At 29.3% G+C, this 19,883-nt stretch carries 13 protein-coding genes and 1 pseudogene; 13 read left to right on the top strand and 1 reads right to left on the bottom strand.

Annotated features, from left to right (window positions below; genetic code table 11):
• Window positions 1–7: 7 nt before the first annotated feature.
• The 13 genes and pseudogenes from BUA82_RS10675 (at window position 8) to BUA82_RS10615 (ending at window position 19,078) form a co-directional block, all read left to right on the top strand.
• Window positions 8–2,233, top strand: coding sequence for a glycoside hydrolase family 65 protein (locus tag BUA82_RS10675; protein ID WP_073007683.1), 2,226 nt, complete (start codon window positions 8–10; stop codon window positions 2,231–2,233).
• A 176-nt stretch (window positions 2,234–2,409) separates the two neighbouring features.
• Entirely contained in the window at window positions 2,410–3,990 is a 1,581-nt protein-coding gene (locus tag BUA82_RS10670; RefSeq protein ID WP_073007680.1) for a response regulator transcription factor, read from the top strand.
• A gap of 45 nt (window positions 3,991–4,035) precedes the next feature.
• Window positions 4,036–5,862: a sensor histidine kinase gene (locus BUA82_RS10665; RefSeq protein ID WP_073007674.1), complete on the top strand. Its 1,827-nt coding sequence runs from the start codon at window positions 4,036–4,038 to the stop codon at window positions 5,860–5,862.
• Window positions 5,863–6,162: 300 nt separating this feature from the next.
• Complete coding sequence (locus BUA82_RS10660; protein ID WP_073007671.1) at window positions 6,163–7,470, top strand: ABC transporter substrate-binding protein; 1,308 nt, start codon at window positions 6,163–6,165, stop codon at window positions 7,468–7,470.
• 100 nt (window positions 7,471–7,570) lie between these two features.
• Window positions 7,571–10,957, top strand: coding sequence for a fibronectin type III domain-containing protein (locus BUA82_RS10655; RefSeq protein WP_073007668.1), 3,387 nt, complete (start codon window positions 7,571–7,573; stop codon window positions 10,955–10,957).
• A 469-nt stretch (window positions 10,958–11,426) separates the two neighbouring features.
• Complete coding sequence (locus BUA82_RS10650) at window positions 11,427–12,068, top strand: HAD family hydrolase (RefSeq protein ID WP_073007659.1); 642 nt, start codon at window positions 11,427–11,429, stop codon at window positions 12,066–12,068.
• Between the two features lie 76 nt (window positions 12,069–12,144).
• Window positions 12,145–13,149, top strand: a complete 1,005-nt coding sequence (locus tag BUA82_RS10645; RefSeq protein WP_073007655.1) for a phosphotransferase enzyme family protein — start codon at window positions 12,145–12,147, stop codon at window positions 13,147–13,149.
• A 786-nt stretch (window positions 13,150–13,935) separates the two neighbouring features.
• Window positions 13,936–14,748 (top strand): hypothetical protein, encoded by an 813-nt coding sequence (locus BUA82_RS10635; RefSeq protein ID WP_073007647.1) that lies wholly within the window; start codon window positions 13,936–13,938, stop codon window positions 14,746–14,748.
• Window positions 14,749–15,014: 266 nt separating this feature from the next.
• On the top strand, window positions 15,015–15,401 hold the full coding sequence (locus BUA82_RS21180; protein ID WP_341430356.1) for a DUF6773 family protein: 387 nt from the start codon (window positions 15,015–15,017) through the stop codon (window positions 15,399–15,401).
• A gap of 98 nt (window positions 15,402–15,499) precedes the next feature.
• On the top strand, window positions 15,500–15,616 hold the full coding sequence (locus tag BUA82_RS21235) for a hypothetical protein (RefSeq protein ID WP_479723164.1): 117 nt from the start codon (window positions 15,500–15,502) through the stop codon (window positions 15,614–15,616).
• A gap of 204 nt (window positions 15,617–15,820) precedes the next feature.
• Window positions 15,821–16,078, top strand: a pseudogene (locus BUA82_RS10625) (sugar phosphate nucleotidyltransferase); the annotation flags it as partial.
• Window positions 16,079–16,421: 343 nt separating this feature from the next.
• Complete coding sequence (locus BUA82_RS10620) at window positions 16,422–17,342, top strand: DUF7014 domain-containing protein (RefSeq protein ID WP_073007639.1); 921 nt, start codon at window positions 16,422–16,424, stop codon at window positions 17,340–17,342.
• 35 nt (window positions 17,343–17,377) lie between these two features.
• On the top strand, window positions 17,378–19,078 hold the full coding sequence (locus BUA82_RS10615) for a hypothetical protein (RefSeq protein ID WP_073007636.1): 1,701 nt from the start codon (window positions 17,378–17,380) through the stop codon (window positions 19,076–19,078).
• A gap of 326 nt (window positions 19,079–19,404) precedes the next feature.
• On the opposite strand, the gene BUA82_RS10610 is transcribed toward BUA82_RS10615, so the two are convergent.
• Window positions 19,405–19,872, bottom strand: coding sequence for a hypothetical protein (locus tag BUA82_RS10610; protein WP_073007633.1), 468 nt, complete (start codon window positions 19,870–19,872; stop codon window positions 19,405–19,407).
• Window positions 19,873–19,883 lie beyond the last annotated feature (11 nt).

Here is a 19,883-nt window from a genome sequence, read left to right as displayed (position 1 = left end):
ATAAGCCATGAATAGTGACTTAAATAATTGGATTATAAAGGAACAAAATTTTGATATTAATAAAAACAAACATTATGAAGGTGCATTTTGCCAAGGAAATGGCTACTTTTCTGTTAGAGCAAGCTTTGAGGAAGGGCTTCAAGGAGCAGGTCAGGGAGACATCTATGAAAGAAGCTTTAAGAGTGTGACTACAGAAATACAAAGGAATCCTATATCAAAGTGGGGGACTTACGTGCCTACCATAATGGGAAGCCATCCTGCTTTGAATGAAGTAATTATAAACTTACCTTACTTTATGGATTTTTCCTTTAGTATACAAGATGAAAAACTAGATATGCACCAATCTACCATAGTGGATTATAAGAGGGAGCTTAACTTAAAAGAGGGAACTCTTATAAGAGAATTTATTTGGATACCCAAGGATAATAGCTGTAAAATAAAATTAAAATATATAAGATTTGCTAGCATGGAGAAAAAACACTTATTTGTTCAGCGAATTGAAGCTGAAGTATTAGAGGGAAAAGCTTTGTTATCCTTAGAATCAGGAATAGATGGTAATGTAACTACCAATGGTTATAACCATTTTACTGAAATGAATACTAATGTAATATCAGATATTATAACCTTAGATTGTAAAACTGACATAGGTAATAGAGTTATGGAGCTATGCAATCTTCAATCCAAAGACATAAATTTCAATATAATAAAAGATGAGAAAAAAATTCTCTATAAAGGAGATAAAGCTGTTAGTGCTGGAGAAAATTATGTGTTTGAAAAGCGATCAGTTATATTAACAGATAGGGATCTTGAAGATGGAGATTTAAAGGAAAGAGGATTAAACTTAATTAATGCTGCTAATATATCCTATGAAGAACTTTATGAAGAGCATAGAAAGGTTCTAGAAAAGAAGTGGGGTATTAGTGACGTTAAGATAGAAGGTAATGATAAACATCAGCTTTCCATGAGGTTTTCTATATATCATCTTTTAAGGAGCAATAATGAAGATGATCCTCGTATGGCTGTTTGTGCCAAAGGTTTTGCAGGAGAGGCTTACTACGGTAGATACTTCTGGGATACTGAGATATTCTTATTGCCTTTCTATATTTATACCAATCCTAAAGCTGCCAGAAACTTACTAATGTATAGATATAATACTTTAGAAGGGGCTAAGGAAAATGCTAGAAGTTATAATTGTAATGGAGCTAGGTACCCATGGCAGTCATCTTTAAGAGGGGATGAGCAGTGCTCTTTATGGGAATATGCAGATAATGAAGTTCATATAACAGCAGATATAGCTTATGGGATATGGCATTATTTTTCTGCCACAAAGGACTATGACTTTTTAATTAACTATGGCGCAGAAATCCTTATAGAAACTTCAAGATTTTGGCGTGATAGAGTGGACAAGAATAAAGAAGGCGGTTATGACTTAATAAACATCATGGGACCGGATGAATATTCTGCCATGACAAGAAATAATGCTTTTACCAATAGAATGGTAAAGTTTAATTTAAATAAAGCTATGGAAAGTCTAGAAATTATAAAAGGTAAAGATGAAGAGGCTTATAAAAAGCTTTGGAATAAGCTTTCTATATCAAAAGAAGAACTAGAACTTTTTAAAGAAATAGCTGAAAAGTTACCTGTTCCTATGGATAAAGAAAATAATTATATATTACAAAGTGAAGATTTTGAAGATTATGCGGATATAAATATTCAAGGGATTTGGAAGGATAAATCCAAACCTTTTGGATTCTTTGCTACCCAAGAAAAGTTATATCGTTCAAAATGCTTAAAGCAAGCAGATGCTTTGGCTCTTACCATGCTATTTAAAAAAGAGTTTACCCTTGAACAAATTACCAATACTTATAATTATTATGAGCCAATAACTACCCATGATTCATCACTATCACCAGTAAATCATGCCATAGTAGCATCTTGGGTGGACAATACAGAGCATTTAGATAAATTTACGGATTATGCTTTGGCTTTGGATTTTAATGAAAGGCTTGGTGGAGCAGAAGAAGGTATACACATTGCAAATTGTGGATGTTTATGGCAGCTTATAATGACCGGTGTAGCTGGCATAGATACTGCCATGAATGAAACCTCTCTTATATCAACAAAAACCTCTTTACCTAAAGGATGGAAAAAAGTAGAATTTAAGCTTATATGGCAGGGGAAAACCTATAAGATTGAAGCTATGGAAAATTATACAAGGATAAATGAAATTTAAAACATATTTTAATAAAATATAGATATAAAAAATATAATCTCCTATAGTATAATGTTTTACTGTAGGAGGTTTTGCTATAAACCATAATAATATTTGTGCCGTAAGTTTATGTAGTGAATGCAGGTTTAATAATCTATATAGTAAACGTTGTAGTAATTTTTAAGGGAGGCATGGAAATGTTTAAGATATTAATTGTCGATGATGAGAGGCATATAAGAAATGGCATAATATCTATTATTGATTGGAACTCTATGGAATGTGAAGTGATAAAGGACTGTGCCAATGGGTTAGAGGCTGTAGAATATTTAAAAAATAATGAGGTAGACATAGTAATTTGCGATATAAAAATGCCAGGGATGAATGGACTAGAGGTGGCAGAATATGTGAAGTTAAACATGCCTAAAACTAAAGTTATTTTGCTTACTGCCTACTCTGATTTTAATAATGCACAACTGGCAATTAAACATAATGTATCTGAATATGTGGTGAAGACGGAGTTCATAGATGAATTGCCTTCGGCTATAGAAAAAGTAAAAAAAGTTATTATTGAGCAAAGAGAAAAGGAGAATAACGTAGAAGTCCTAAGAATGATTCTTAACGAAAAACAACAAGACTTAAAGTATAAGTTTTTTACGGAATTAGCAGAAGATATGTTAACAGATAAAGAAGAGATAAAAGAAAAGTTGCAGGAATATAAACTTCATAATAAGAGCTACTGTGTAATAAATTATGAAACCACTCTTCTTACCAGTTTTTTTAGTAGCGAATATAACCATGAATATAGAGATATAAAGGTTATTAATAATTTTATAAATATGGTTTTCAAGGACTATGAATATAATATTGTGAAAATGCACAGAAACCTAGGGATGATAATTCTATATTGGAATGATACTAATCTTCAGGTATCTAAGGTTGAGATGTTATTAAAAGATGTTAATAATATGGTTAATCAATTTACTAACTATAGTATTAAGTTTTCCATAAGTGATAAACATGAAGGTGTTGAAAATCTTTCAAAAGCTTATAAAGAAGCATTATTGGCTCTTTCAAAGGTTTATTCCAGTAATGCAAAGTTTTATCTGAATACCTATAAAAAACAGGATGATATTTTTACAAATAACTCTGAGAGCGTGGAAGACCTTAAAAGCCTTATGAACTATGGAAGTTTAGAGGAGATAGAAAAATCCTTAGTAAATATATTTAAAAGTTTTAGTAATAGTAGTTTATCCCTAGAGCAGGTAAAAACAAAAATGATACTGTTATTTTCAGCTTCTTTGGCTGCTTTTGAAAATTACAATATAGTTCAGCATAATTTAAAAGAACAAGAAACAATAATTTACCAGAAAATTAATGAAAGCAAATCCTTGCAAAGTATTTTTGAGGTAAGCTTATTTATAGCTGAACATATTTTAGATATATCAAAAAATAACGAAAGTAGCAAAAGCTTGATAGTTAGAGAAGCAAATAAGTATATAAGAGAAAATTATAATAAGAATATTAGTTTAAATACCATAGCGGGTTATTTGCATGTTAACAATAGTTATTTAAGTAGACTCTATAAAAAAGAAACAGGAGATACCCTGGTGGAAGCTTTAAATAGATATAGGATTGAAATAGCAAAAAAACTGCTAAAAAGGCCCTCTTCAAAGATATTTGAGGTAGGTATAGAAGTTGGTATAGAGGACCCAGCTTATTTTACCCATGTCTTTACAAAGTATTGTGGATGCAGCCCAAAAGAATATAAATCTAAATAAGAACATTAATAATGAAAATAAAATATAATCTTGGATGTGATACCTTTGAAGAAATACTCTAAATCTAAATACAGGATTAGAAAGTTCATTAATAAAATACCCTATTTAAGGGATATGTCAGTAAGAAATAAAATACTAATATATATATTTGCTAGTACCATTATATCATTATCAATCTTTGGAAGCTTTATGTATGCCAGAATGTATAATTCCATGTTAGAAAGTACTTATTCTAATATATCCCTGATGATTAGTAATACTTCGAAAAGTCTAGAGGATTCCTTTAGTATAATTAAGTATACCACCTTGGGATTAACTTCTAGCAACACGGTGAAAGAATGGATTGCTGATGCAAATTATCTTAATGAGTATAATGAAGATACTTATGGTAAAATAACTATCTTTGACGATGAACTTAGGAGAAGCCTTTTATTTAATAACGCATGGAATCTAAAGCTTATATCTACAGTTTCTACCTATGTAAATGACAAAGGTATAAGTTACATATTTACCAAGGAAATGCCTATAGAAAAATTTAAAGTTAATTCTGATAGGGTATTTAATAATACTAAAGATTGGGCAACAAGTTATGTGTTTGATGTGCCACCTACAATATATGACGATAACATATATCATGTGAGAAGGTTAATTAACCCTTACGATAATAATGAAACTATTACCTTTCTTGTGGCTACAAAAGAAAAGCTTATAGCAGATAAATTTCAAGAGCTTGTTAGATATAACAATGCTAACATATATCTTTATGATAAAGAGGGGGTAATTTTATCTAGCAATAATAAAGATATGTTAGGCAAAAAGATTAATAGTGAAATAATTGAAAAGATAGACTTGAAAAAAATCAATGAGATTAAAATAGATGGTAAAGCCTACATAGCAGGGTTTAAAGAAATTGAAAGCAATGGATTAACCCTAGTTATGACCATACCTAGAAAGAACATAGTAAATCAAATTTTTCAAAGTATGACTTATTTCATTGTATTTTCAATATTTTTGATAATAGTATTAACCAGTGTAGTGGTTATGCTTATGATGAGCTCAACAAAATTCATTAAAGATTTATTAGTTTCCATTAACAATATTAAAAATAAAAAGTATGATACAAAAATGCCTATATACAATGATGCATCTTTAGATGAAATTAGCATAGCAGTTAACTCTATGACGGAGGAGTTAAATTATCTTATTAAAGAAACCTATGAAAAGCAGCTCTTAATAAAGGAGATGAATATTAAGTTCTTACAATATCAAATGAATCCTCATTTCCTTTTTAATGTATTGCTTACCATTCAAATGAAAGCAAAAATGTGCCAGGACGAAGATATCTATAAGATGGTAAATGCACTTACTACTTTATTGAGAGCAGGAATATATACAAATTCCACGGCAAAAATTTCATTAAAGCAGGAACTAGAATATGTGGAATTTTATTTATACCTGCAAAAGGTAAGATTTGAAGAAAGGTTAGAATATAAGATACACATTGAAGAGGAGGATATCCTTAATTTATATATTCCAAAGCTTACGGTTGAACCTATAGTAGAAAATGCTATCATACATGGGGTGGAGAATAGTGTGGACAACCTTACTTTAGAGGTTAATGTATATAGGGTAAAAGGGGATCTTTGTATTGAGATAATTGATAATGGCATAGGTTTTGATGTGAACAAGGTTATAAATGAAACCCACGATGACGTTACTAAACGTAATATAGAGCGAGACAAGATAGGATTAAAAAATACTGATCAAAGATTAAAATTAATCTATGGGGAAAAATATGGATTGATTATAAACAGCTGTATTAATAAAGGAACAAATATTAAGGTAATAATACCTGAAGATATTGACGAGTAGAAAAACATCAAAGTATAAGTTCTTCTAAGTTTTTCATGGAGAAGTATTTCCTTTAAGAAAACTTCATTTAAAGCTAAGAAGAACTTGATTTTGTTTATAGAATTCCAATTTGAAGTAGAAAAAATACAAGAAAAGAAAAAATATTAAAAGAAATAGCAATTATAGTTCTATGCTATTCATTGTGTTACGAAAATAAGCAAAATTTATACAATAACAGGTAAGTATTTTGTATTCAAGGTAGTTATTAAAAGGTTTACAATGAACTTGCAACAAACAAAAAAACATTAGGGGGAGTACAGTATGAAAGGAAAATCATATAAAAAGTTATTATCTTTAGTGCTTACCGGAGTTATAATGTCTGGTTTAGCAGTAGGATGTTCAAAACCTGCAGATCAAGCTTCAGGAAAAAAAGAAAAGGTAAAAATAACATATCCAACCTATAGAGTTGGTTCTCATGCTTCAGCTGCTGCTGAAAAAGAAATCATAGAAGCTTTTAAGAAGCAATATGGTGATGAAATTGAACTAGTAGTGGAAGAGCTACCAAGTGACCAAGCTTATGTGGAAAAAATGAAAGTTTTAGCTGCATCAAAACAATTACCAGACATAGTAGAAGGTAAAAATGGAATAATAGACTTAGCTATTAAAAATGGCCAAGCTGTGGATTTGCTTTCCATGGTTAATGAAGATGCAAAGTATAAAGCTGAAATAGGCGAAGAAGCTATTAAAGCTAACATGAGAGATGGAAAGCTTTACTCCATAGCAAATGCTCGTCAGCTTATAGGATATTTCTACAATAAGGATATGTTCCAAAAGGCAGGAATTACACCAGCAAAGACTTGGGATGAATTCATGAGCAACAATGAAAAGCTTAAGGGTAAAGGATTTACACCTCTAGCATTGATGACTGGAGAAAATGCATGGACATCAAATCTTTTATTGGCTTCAATAATTGGTACTGATGGAGAAGCAGGGAATAAATTCATGAATACTATGAAACCTGCTGATTATAATAATCCATCTGTAATTAAAGGTCTTACCATGATGCAAAAGATGCTTAAGGATTACACTACAAAGGATGCTATAGGAGCTATGTATTCTAATGCAGCAAATAATTTCAACCAAGAAAAAGCTGCAATTATAGCAAATGGACCTTGGATGACTCCAGATTTCGCAGATAAAGAGAAATCTAAGCCAGGATTAGCAGAAAGAGTAGGAGTGGCTCTATATCCAGAAAATGGATTGGTTTCACAATATGAAATAGGTTATATGGTATGTACTACTGATAAAGCTAAGATGGATGCTGCAATGAAATTCTTAAAATTCAAAACTGGAGCATTTACTCAAAAGATTATGTTGGAAAAAGGTGGCGCATTACCACTTACAGCTAACGTTGAAATGAGCGATGAATATAAAAAGAATAATCCTCTTATAGTGGATTTAATTAAACTTAGCGCAGATGCTAAATACAAATACTCAAATCTTGATAATACCTCAAATCCTACTGTTATGGATGTGTTTGCAAAACTATACCCAGAACTTGCTTTTGGTAATATAACACCAGAAAAAATGGCAGAAAAGATGACAGAAGCTGCAGCTAAAAGTAAGTAAAAAATAAAATTAAAAAATAAATCCCCATTTATATTAGAATAATGGGGATTTATTTATAACTCGAAGAAATTAAAACATTTAATTCTAAAGGAGTAGTTTCATGAAAAGAAAAATGAAAGCACTATTATCATTAATTATAAGTTTTATAATAGCTTTAACCCAAGTGCCTCCTGTACTTGCTTTTGCAGTAGAACCGCAAGCAGGTGTAAAGGTAATTAATTCTGAAGTATTAGCTAATACTATTAAGGATTTAGAAGCTGTTAAGGTAGAAGGCTATACTGAAGAAAGTATTGCTAACTTTAAAAAAGCTTTAGCAGATGCTAAGGAAGTTCAAAAAGCATCATCCCCATCAGAGGATACTATAGTTAAAGCTTATGAAACCTTAAAAACTTCTGTTAGGAGCTTAGTTATCACTGGTGATTATAGCGATAAAAACTCTCCAGGGTTAGTTTCCAGCTTTGGATGGGACGGAGATAAGCATGCTCCTATAGCTTATATAGACGGAAGTTATAAACTAAGGGATAGGAGTAATTTAATTGTAAGATTTGGAGTTACAAATGTAGAAACTAAAATAAAATGGTACAACCACTCTGAATATCTTCCATGCTTTGTAAACGAATATAATAAGGATCAATTAGATATTAAACTTGAAAGTTTTGCTGATAAGGTAAACTTAAATGGCAATGACTTTGAAGTTGCTTACTCAAGATATACTGTTACCAATAAATCTAATATAGCAAAGCTATTACCAGTGGTGTCTCCTGAGCTCATTCCTTTAAATGAAGCAGCGTCAGATAAATTTGTAATAAACCCTGGTGAAACTGTGGTAAGAGATTATGCTATAGCTGCAGATAGATTTGGTAAAGACTATGCTTGGCCAAGCGATGCAGAAATAGCTGCTGCTGGATCCTATGACACTCATTTTACTAACATGAGAAATTATTGGGATACAAAATTAAGTTCCATTGCACAGATAGAAAAACTTCCTAATAAAAGTTTAATAAATGCATATAAAGCAGGATATATTTACACTCATATCGTAAAAGACGGTAAAAATGTAAACGTTGGAGAAAATGGCTACGACAAGATTTATGACCATGATACCATAGGTATTGTTGCTACCCTATTTACTTTAGGGGATTTTTCAGAGGCTAAGGACTTATTAGGAACGCTTCCTGCAAAGCTTCAATTTGATGATGCTAAGTGGAAATACAGCTGGCCTTTTGCAATATATCTTCGTAAAACAGGAGATATAGAATATATTAAAGAGAAGTTTGATGTGATAAAAACTAATACCCACAAAATAGAAGAAGATAGAATAGATAATGGTAAAGGTATAATTAAACAAACCTATGCCATAGACTCTACTGGTCATTGGACTATAGATAACTGGTCTGCTCTTTTTGGGCTATTATCCTATAGATATATTTGTGAGCAGCTAGGGGAAAAAGAAGAACTTCAATGGGCTAAAGCACAGTATGATGATTTATTAAAGGTAGTCAATAACACTTTATCAGATACTATGAAGAAATATTCATTAAACTATATCCCTGTTTCTATGGTAGAGCCAAATGACTTTAACCGTTGTGAAGATCCAAGAGATGCTAACTGGGCTTCCATGTTCCTTTTTGGAAGATGGGCTTGGGATGGATATCTATTTAATGGAAGTCAGGAAGGTGTATCCTTTGAAAAGATAGATGACACTTATGCTTATGGATTTAATAGATTAAAAGATCTTTTAGAGCCATACAATTTTGGAGGATATCCTCACGGTATATATAGCAGTGCTTATAACGCTGGTTATGGAAGTGCTGCATTAGTAGGAGAAAAATACAGAGATGCAGGAATAAAAGCTTATGAGTTCATGATAAACAAGAGTATGAGCGGTCCTTTTGGATGGTGGGAAGGAATAAATTATCCTAAAGAGAGCTCATTATGGAATATACCTCATGCACCAGGCGGGGGTGGTTCCAACCAGCATATGTGGGGACAATCAGTAAATACAAAAGTTTTATTTGATTCTCTAATAGCTGAAAAAATAGATGGTAAGATCATATTAGGAAGAGGAATTCCTACAGAGTGGCTGGCTAAAGGGGAAGAAATAAAGGTATCTAACTATGGCATAGGTAATAATAAACACACAGGCTTTAGCATGGTATCTGAAGGTAAGAACATAAAGGTTTCCATGCTGCAAGATACTCCTGAAAACACCATAAGCATAGAAATGCCATTTTTAAAGAATAATATAGCTTCAGTTACCAGCGGTACTATAAATAATGAAAAGGGAATAGTAGAAATATCTAAGGATACTAAGGAAGTAACCATTACATTAAAGAATGAAGCGGCAAAAGAGCAACCTTCACAAACCATACAAGTTCCAGTATTAAATAAAGTGGAACAAAAGGAAAAGAGCGTGAATGTTTCCTGGAGCGGGGTTAAAAATGCTGAAGGTTATGTGGTAGAGTATAAAACAGATAATTACAAAATTAATAAAGTAGATGTAAAAGATGCTACAAACTCTTCTATAAGCTTAGATAAACTATATCCAGAAGTAAATTATGAGTTTAAGGTTTATGCTTACTCAGGTAATGTTGAAAGCAAAAGATCTAATGCTATTAACTTTAAGGTTACCTTGCCTAAATTGGTAGAAGGTGGCAGCATAGACATGAAAATAAATGATCCAGAAGCTATAGTGGATTTAACTAAAGAAGGAACCTTAGATTGGGTAAGATATGGTAAAACTCAAAGTACTAAGGTAGAGAGAAAAGCTAATACTAAAAATTATATAAACTTCGATGTACTTCAAAAAAATGCTATAGCTGTACTTAAAGATTCAAAAGTTAATTTCATATGGCAGGATGGAACAGAAGAAGTGGAATCTTCTAATTCAATCTATGGTTTAGTATTTAATGGAGAAGACAAGACTTTAAATGGATTAGGTGACGGATGGCTTATAACCGCTCCAGCAGATACTAAAGAAAGAGTATTAAGAATTTATACCAGCGTTTATAAGAGTAAAGCATCTATAATGGCATATTTAAGCGATAACAGCGCAGATATAAAAGTAGATGCCATTGAGAATAAAACTACATCACAATATAAGGTTTTTGAAATAAGATACAAGGCTAAAAATGATGGACAAACTTTATATGTAAAAAGCCATGTGGATGAAAAGTATGCAACTAGTGGAAACCATACACTGCTAGCAGCTACCCTTCAAGGAGAAGCCCCTGTAATAATTCCTGAAGAAGAAAAACCAACCAATCCAGAAAACCCTGGCAATGTTGAAGAAAATAAACCAGAAAATCCATCAAACAATGGTGGAAACCAAACTGAAAATAACGGCAACAAAGATAATAATAAAGTTGAAAACTTACCTAAAACAGGAAGTAGTTCTTATAACGCTTTATTAATAGTAGCTATATTGACAGTATTAACTGGAGCGGTGATGTTAAGCTCTACAAAAAGAAAGAAAAAGCTAAAATAAAAATACAAGAGCCTCAATAGGTTTTACAAACCTATTGAGGCTCTTAATACTACTTAAAGCTTCTTAATATCATATACTTTACAGTTAATATCTACGAAAGACACTATTCATGCCTAGTAACTTTATACATTATCTCTACTAAAGCTATCGTTCATGAAAATATTTTCAAGGAGCCTGATAATAAAGAAGCAACTTTATGCATGACGTAGGTTATTTGAAGTAAATGTAAGCTATAGGATTGGTTTTAAACCTACTAATTTTAGAGGAAGCATATGCATTTTATTGTAAGATATAATTAAGTTTAGTTGAAAATAAAGGAATATAAGTGAAATTGTAGAATACATCTTGTGTAGGAAATTTATAGAAGCATATTGAATATTTGAATTATAAATACGCTTGTTGTAAGTTATGTAATAGCAATATACTGGAAAATTAACATACTTTTTATTTAGTGGAGGTACATTTAAGAATGGAAAGTTTGAAACTCGTTTGTTTTGATTTGGATGATACTCTTATTAGAGAAATTCATTCAGTTATGGTACCATGCATTTTAAATGGAAAAGAAAAAGAGCACTCTTTCATTCAAGAACAGGAAGAAAAAGGTATGATTAACTACATATCAGCAGATTATCTTCGAGCAGAATTACTTTTAGGTCTTGAAGAACGCAAAATTGCTCAATATTTTCTTGAGGTTGCAAAACCTTTAAAAAATATCAAGGATGTAGTTGAAGCGTTACATGAAGAAAATATTAAATGCATTGTTATTACTGTGGGTCCAAAGCAAGTAGCAAAAGTTGTATGTAATATTTGGGGATTTGATGATTATTATGGCAGCGATTACGAAGTTATTGAAGGGGAGTTTACTGGAAAAATTCTTAATTACATTGGAGCTGAGCAAAAAATTTCATGTTTACAACATTTTTGTGAAAATAACAGTATAAAACCTGAAGAATGCATTGCTGTAGGCGATGGTTCAACGGATATTCCACTTTTTGAATATTGCGAAAAGTCTATAGCTATAAACAGTTCTGCGGAAGTTAAAAAAAGTGCAATATATGCAGTTGATACAGATGATTTAACAGATATTCTTAAATACATATTCTGTAGATAATCCAAAGTATGTATACTTGGCGATTTTCTTATTTTGTCTGAATAATTTTTCTATTTTCTGCAAATTAGGAGGAAAAATGAATAATAATAATTTAATTTTAAACGATATTTTTAAACTTTTTCAATTAAAGATATTGCAATTTAATATTAATGAGATTGGTAATTCAACTAATTTAATCTATGAGTTACAAGATGGAAACCATGAATATATTCTAAGAATCTCAAAACAATCTTTTTGTAATTTGCCACAATATGAAGCTGAAATGGATTATGTAAACTACCTATTTCATATGCAAACAAATGTATCTAAAATTATTCCATCTATAAATAATAAGCTTGTAGAAGTTGTATATGATAATAATGAATGTTATTTTGTTTCATTATTTGAAAAAGCTAAGGGTCATCTACCAAGAGTACATAACATTAATGAATGGAATGAAGTGTTATTTTATAAATGGGGAAAGGCAATGGGGAAAATCCATAGTATAACAAAGGATTATAGGCCAAAAGAACGAATGTCTAAACGGATACAATGGAATGAAGATATTTACTTTAAAGAAGAATATTCATTTGCTGAGAGAGATTGTGTTATTTACAATATATGGAATAAAATAATAAACGAAATGAATACTTTCCCAAAAGATAAGAACTCTTATGGTTTGATACATAATGATTTTCATCAATACAATTTTTTTATTTATGATGATGAAATAACAGTTTTTGATTTTAATGATTGCTTATATCACTGGTATGCTTGTGATATTGCCATTGCTATTTATCATTCTTTACAAACAATTCCTAGAGATAATGTACAAGAGCGTAGCTTATTTGGAGTTGAATTTATTGAAAGCTTTTTAAAAGGATATTTAGAAGAAAATAAAATTGAAGAAAAATGGATAGTTAAAATACCATTACTTTTAGAATATAGAAGGATTTGTTCATATAGCTTTATTTTAAAATTATGGAAAAAAAGTGAGCTTAATGATTATCAGAAAGACTATTTAGAAAATATGAGATATGATATCCAACATCGAGTGCCGTACATTGATATTGACTTTAATAAGTTTAAAGCATTTGTTTAGGTATCTGAGATGGACTGATGATATTATAATTACCATATTCCATAAAATATATAATATTTAAAATACATAGGATTGAGACAAAGATATACTCAATTATTTTCCTATGTATTTTTTTATTATGTGTAATATTTATCATTTCCATATTCCTCCTATTAAAGTAAATTGGCAATTTTACTGATTTTCAAAGTTTATATCATAAGAAATTATAAGTACAGTATTGTTTTTTCATTTAAGATTACTTTTTGTATTGCTAAATAAAGTAATAAATGTTAAATTATTATATATTACTATTATTGTAAATTAATAATAAATTGATTTCAACATAAAGAATAGTATAATTGAGCTTTACTTAATTGTTAGAAACAATAATAAAGAAAAAGAGCCCTGTTTTTACAATTAAAAATTTGTATAAACTTACTTATCTTAGGATTAATGTTATCTTGTTTAATAATTTTAATTTCTTGGATAGTGGGAGTCAGGAACTCAACAACACTTAGGAATATATTGTTTATAGTGGGATCCATTACTGGACTGATGGGAGTTGCCAGTGTTTTTTCATCTAATAAAAGAGTCAATAGTTATCGTGAAAGAACTGTAACTTCATTTACTGAAGGAGGAATTAACAAAAGTAATAATAACAGGTTTAATGAAATTTGGGATTTATTTTCAATATTGATTAATTCTTTGATAGTGGCAGCAGTCATGATGATGTCATGCGTTATAGCAGGAAAAATTTAATTGAATTAAGGTCTACTATTTTTAATAAAGTGTTATAGGAGGAATATTATGGAGAAAATTATTAAAAGAATAATAGCTCCGATGTTAACCTGTGTATTTTTATTTGGATGTAGTGGTGGACAAACAGTTAAGGAATCAAAAGAAAAAAATGCAAAAATCAATTCCCTTAAGAGTGAAGATATAAAAATTGATATAACAGCTGTTAATGTAGAACTTTCAGAAAACTTAATTAACGAAACTAGAAAAAAAGCTCAACAAGCGGTATTAGATGTTGTTAAATATTTTGATTTTGATACAATTGATGACTATAGCGTACATGTTCGAGAAAACGGTATTGGGTATTCTAGTGGAAACATTACAATGTTAAACAAGTGGATGCTTGAGAGTAATCATGCGCTCATAGTTCACGAGTTGACCCATGTACTATGTAATAGTAATACATCCATGAGTGCAGGAAGTAAATTTTTTACAGAAGGAATAGCTGTTTTGATGCAAGAAAAATATGGTGATAAAGCGGTTGAACCCTTTATAGATGGCTCTACTAAAGAATTTGCAAGAGTTTCAGTGGAAGATTCCATAGACCTTATAAAAGTTAACTATACGTCTTTACAGCAGTTAATAGATAATGATGGAGAGTTTTACGAGGGCCTAGATAAAAATCTTACTGCAGAGAAGAAGATTAAGAGGAAGAATGCTTATATACAAGCAGGAACTTTCTTTATTTTTCTAGATAAGGTTTATGGGAGAGAAAAGATAAAAAAATTGTACTATTCATCTGAAAAACTAGACTTTAAAGGAGCCTTTGGAAAGGAATTAGATGAGTTGGAAAAAGAATATATAAAGTATTTTAATATAAAATGATATCTGAATTATATAAGTCAATGCAATTTTACTATTCAATAGTATGAGAATAGCATGAGAAGTAAAATATTTAGTTATGCTTCAATGATGGTGGGGGATACACATTATTTCATTATTAATATTGAGATTAAATAAAGTCTGTGCATGATATGTACAGGCTTTTTTGATAAGAGAGGATTAAGATAAAAAGTAAATGCAACTGAGAATTTTGCTTACAAAATGTGATTTTCATTTATAAATCGAGATTTTTGTTTACAAAATAATAAATTCATTTTCAAAACTGGATTCTCGTAATACAAACGGAAATTTCGCTTTGCAATTCACCTTTTTATATAGAGCTTATATGTTTATCAGTGTTAATAATACAAATCTTTTTAAGAAATTTATGGTTGGGAAATTTAATTGTAATATCTGATAAGATCGATAAAAAAGTTATTCTATTGTCGACAATAGTGAGTAGTATCGCATTAACGGTAATATTTGCAATTAATAACTATACATTATATGGCAACAAGTATACAGGAATATTAGATTTTCATTTCTGGATTGCTATTCTAATAATATTTGTACAGATGTTTATTATTTGTTTGGGAAGTTTTTATTTTATTGGAAAACGAGAAGTAAAGAAAAACAATATCCAAAATGAAGAATAATAGTTAAATAAGGGATAAAGCATAGTAATTGAAACAGTAAATCAAAAACGGTTTACTGTTTTTTGTTGCTCAAAAACAAGAAGAAAGGAAAAGAAAAAATGAAAAACATAGAAGAACAAATCATAAATACAGAAGAAGAAATCAAGCAGTTACAAAACAAAAGAAAGAAACTACTCAATCAGAAAAGTGTGATGACCTATCATGGTTTGAGATAGATAATCTTCCTTGTAATACTATACCATATATAAAAAGAGCGATAGAAAACTATATATCTGGTGTACATTTTGATATTTATGGATGGTAAAATCCAATTGATAATAACAGCTTTTTCTGTAAAAGTTATTCTCAAAAAACTTCAATCACAACTATTATAGGATACACATATTATAAATCATAGTTATTTTATGGAGTGAAGACCTTTGCTATATGCGCTTATATTAGCAGGAGGAAAAGGAACCAGACTTTATCCCCTTTCAAGAAGCGATACCCCTAAGCAATTTCTTAAAGTAGTGAATAATAAGAGTTTTCTTGTAAATACAGTAGAAAGAATTAAACCATTAGTTGAGACATCAAATATTTATGTGGTTACAAACAGAGATTATGTGGACAAAATAAAAGAAGAGCTTCCTGATATTCCTCATGAAAATATATTTATAGAGCCTGCTAATAAAGAGACCCCGTATTAGACGTTATTGGTTATAGGAGTATTAAAATTATAGATGAAATTATAGATTTAAATGGAGAGGAGTTGAATTTAGAATTGAAAATTTAAAATTAAAAATTGAGGAATAAACTAGGGCGAGCCTAGTTTAGAAAAATATAATTTAAGAAGTTCTGAAAGAATTTCAACCTTCATTTTACATTCTAAACTCGGCATTTTAAATTGAACAGTTGGTGGATAGATTAGTTTGCAAATTAAATAATAACTTTACATAAGGACTACCTAGTTAATAGGTAGTTTTTTCTATATAATAATATTTAAGGTATATTTTAAAATAGTTTAAGGGGAGATTGATAGTAGTGTTAAAGATAAAAGAAGTATTTAAGGTATTTTCTAAGAGAAATAAAATTGAAAAACCAATAGAGATAAGTGTAGAAGTTAGAAATAGAGTAATTATGCTATTAATTGATTTATCAAATAATGATAGAGAATATGGATGGGGTAGAAATAATTTCAATGTAGAAGTTTTTTTTGATGAAATATTAAGAGTATTTATGATGAGATTAGGTAAATTTGATTTGATTGATAGAAATGATGGGATTGTGAATGGGGTCGGAACATTTTTATTAAATTGTGAAGGAGAAATGTTTCTAGATTTTATAGAAGATTCCTTTAAAAGTAATGAATTCAGAAAGGTTTGGATTGATAAAAAGAATGAATTTATAGAAAATATTAATTATATATTTTCTATTGAAGGAATTAAATTTGAATTAACAAAATATAAGGAGTATTGGAGAGAAGAGGGCCGAGGGAAAGTATTAGAATCAACTACATATCCTAAAATAATATGTAAAGAGGATATTTTTATTAATTCAGAGTTAATAGAGCCTGCTATAGAATTATTAATGGATGATAGATTTAAAAATGCAAATAATGAATTTTTAGAAGGGCTGGAGCATTATAAACATAAAAGATATAAAGAATCTATTGCAAGTTGCTGTTGTGCATTGGAAAGTGTAATGAAAATAATAAGTTCAATTAATAAGTGGCAGTATAGTGATAATGCAACAGGGTTACCATTAATAAAAAATATTATAGAAAAAAGTCAATCACCAAATTGGTATGAAGGAATTATAAGCCCGACTTTAACTTTAAGAAATAAATTAGGACCACATGGGAAAGGAACTAATGAAATTATTCCGACTAAGGTACAAGCACAGTTACAAATAAATTTAGTTGCATCACAACTTATATTTCTTATAGAAGAATATATTATTTAAATCTATATAATAGAAATATAAGGGGGAGTTATTATATGATGTTACAAGTAATATCAAAAAAGTTTTTTAAAAGCGATAATTATCATAGTACATTAGAAAAAACTATTATTTACTCCAATGTTAATTTATTTTATAAATTAGAAACTAATATAGCAACATTAGAACCTATTGAAACATTTGATGGAATAACGTCATATTTATTGACATTTGAGAATGTTTTGGAGTATCAAAAAGATCCTAGGTTTCAATTAGTTGCAGTAGGGCAAGGAGAGATTGTAGAAGATTTATTAGCATGTCTTTCTTTTTATTTTAATGGTATATTTGAAACTGATAGGAATTATATTGAGAATTTATTACGAGAGGAACAAAAAAATATTTCTGATAAAAGTATCCCTAAAAAATTATTGCCAGAAATTTTTAAGAGGAATATTTATATAGGTGAAGATAAAACAGAAGAGTTTAGTAAGTTCGTGAATAACTTATTAGGTTTACCTAATAAAAAGTATATAAAAGTAATAGCATCAATAAAACAAGTGAAGGATGCTATTATAACAATAAATTATAATTTAGAGTTATCATATACTATGTTTGTAGCAGCGATAGAATCATTAGCCACAGAATTTGATTCGTATAAAACAAAATGGGAAGATTGCCTATCACAAAAAAATAGAAGGAAAGATATTGATAATATATTAAAGAATGTAGATGAAAATAGTGCGAGTGATATTAGGACTATTATTATTGATGACACTCATGCTAAATTAGGGATGAGATATAGAATGTTTATATTAAAATATATATCAGATAAGTATTATGAAGAAATTGTATGGGATGATATACCGAAATGTAAGGAGTCTTTATTGGAAAAAGCAATTAAGAATTCTTATCAAATAAGATCATCTTATGTACATGCTTTACAAAGTATGCCCGATTTAATTAAATATGGTAGTGATTCAGAGGTGTATACTGATATTAAGGGAAATATATTTTTTACATTTAACGGAATAACTAGACTTACAAAATTTGTTATAAAGGAGTTTATTTATACAGAAGAAAAAATGGAAAAAGAAGATATAGATTATATGAATAGATTACCAGGAATGATACAGGCAAGAGTAGCATCAGAATATTGGATTCATAATGAAAAAGGATATTCAATAGAAACTGCATTTAAATACTATCAAGGTTTATTAGAGTATATATCTAAAGGGGAGTATAAAGAATCAGGTTTCATTGATTTAAAAAATGTCTGTAAAAAAATTGAACAATTGATAAAAGGATTAAATAATAATGATAAAAAAATAGCGTTAGTAGATTTTTATTTATTGTATAATTTTTTATTAAGGGAAGAATATAGATGTGAAAATTTAGAAAAATTCGAGGGGAATTATGGTGATATTGTAGAAGAACCTTATATTGAAAATGCAATGATATTTATAGTTTTAGGTTTAAGGTTTCCTTGGAACTTAGATATTCTTAATAATATATATGATAAATATGATAGAGATAGATTTAAACAAAACAAAATTAGAATACCTAATAAATTAGAGATATGTTATATGCTAGAGGTTGCTAATATGGCATTTATTCAAGGGAAAATGGATATAGTAAGAAAGTTTATTATAAAGGCATATAGAGAAAGATCTAATGATAAAAATATAGAAAAAATTTATTTTAATTTAAAGGAAAGTAAGTTTGAGGTTATTAATTGGCACCAAGAATATATATCTAATTAGTTAACTTTAAGATTACTAGTGATATATATAATATATCGATACTACTATAGTATTATTAATTAAACTAAAAGTCGATTTTAGAAGCCATTTCCTTATAGAAGTAATACTTACCAGTGCATATATGACAAATACCTGATTATATCCTTGAATCAATTTTATAGGCTATAGAACCAGCATGGAAGGGGGAGAAACCACTTAAATGGATTTAGTTAAGTTTAACGAATAAAATAGAGTATAAATGTTATATAGTAAATTTATTTGAAGAATTATATAATAAAGAAGACTTATGAATTGAAGGATTATTTCGGTTCATAAGTCTTCTCTTACTATAATGAGATAGGGTTAGTATTTTTATAATCTTCCAAAATGCATGTAACAAATTCGGTAAGATTTTTTCGTTCTAACCTACTTTTAATGAAACAGTAGTCTTTTAAATCTTGGCTTATTTTAATGTTAATATTTGAATAATTGGTACAAGTTTTATGGGCATTTTCTTTTAATAAATTAGAACTATTTAAGCAGTTATTACAGGTAGATTTAAATCCAGAGCCTAAACCATGAAAATGGAAGTAAGATGAAATTATATTAAATGATAAGGTATCTAGATTTGGCTCTAAGCAAGGATACCAATTTTTGCACTTGCTACAATACCTTTCTATAAGATGAGTTTCAATATTGTATCTGAAACATTTGATGGCCCTATTAAAGTATTTTGGTTTTTCAAATTCTACGTCATTTATATTAATTGTAAAATCACTTTTATTAAAATGTATATAATTATTTATTGTTTTCATAACAATCACTC

The sequence above is a fragment of the Clostridium amylolyticum genome (genome assembly GCF_900142075.1).
Taxonomy (GTDB): Bacteria; Bacillota; Clostridia; order Clostridiales; family Clostridiaceae; genus Clostridium_AA; species Clostridium_AA amylolyticum.
Note: the sequence above shows the minus strand (reverse complement) of the source record. Positions and strands in the feature narration are given on the sequence as shown.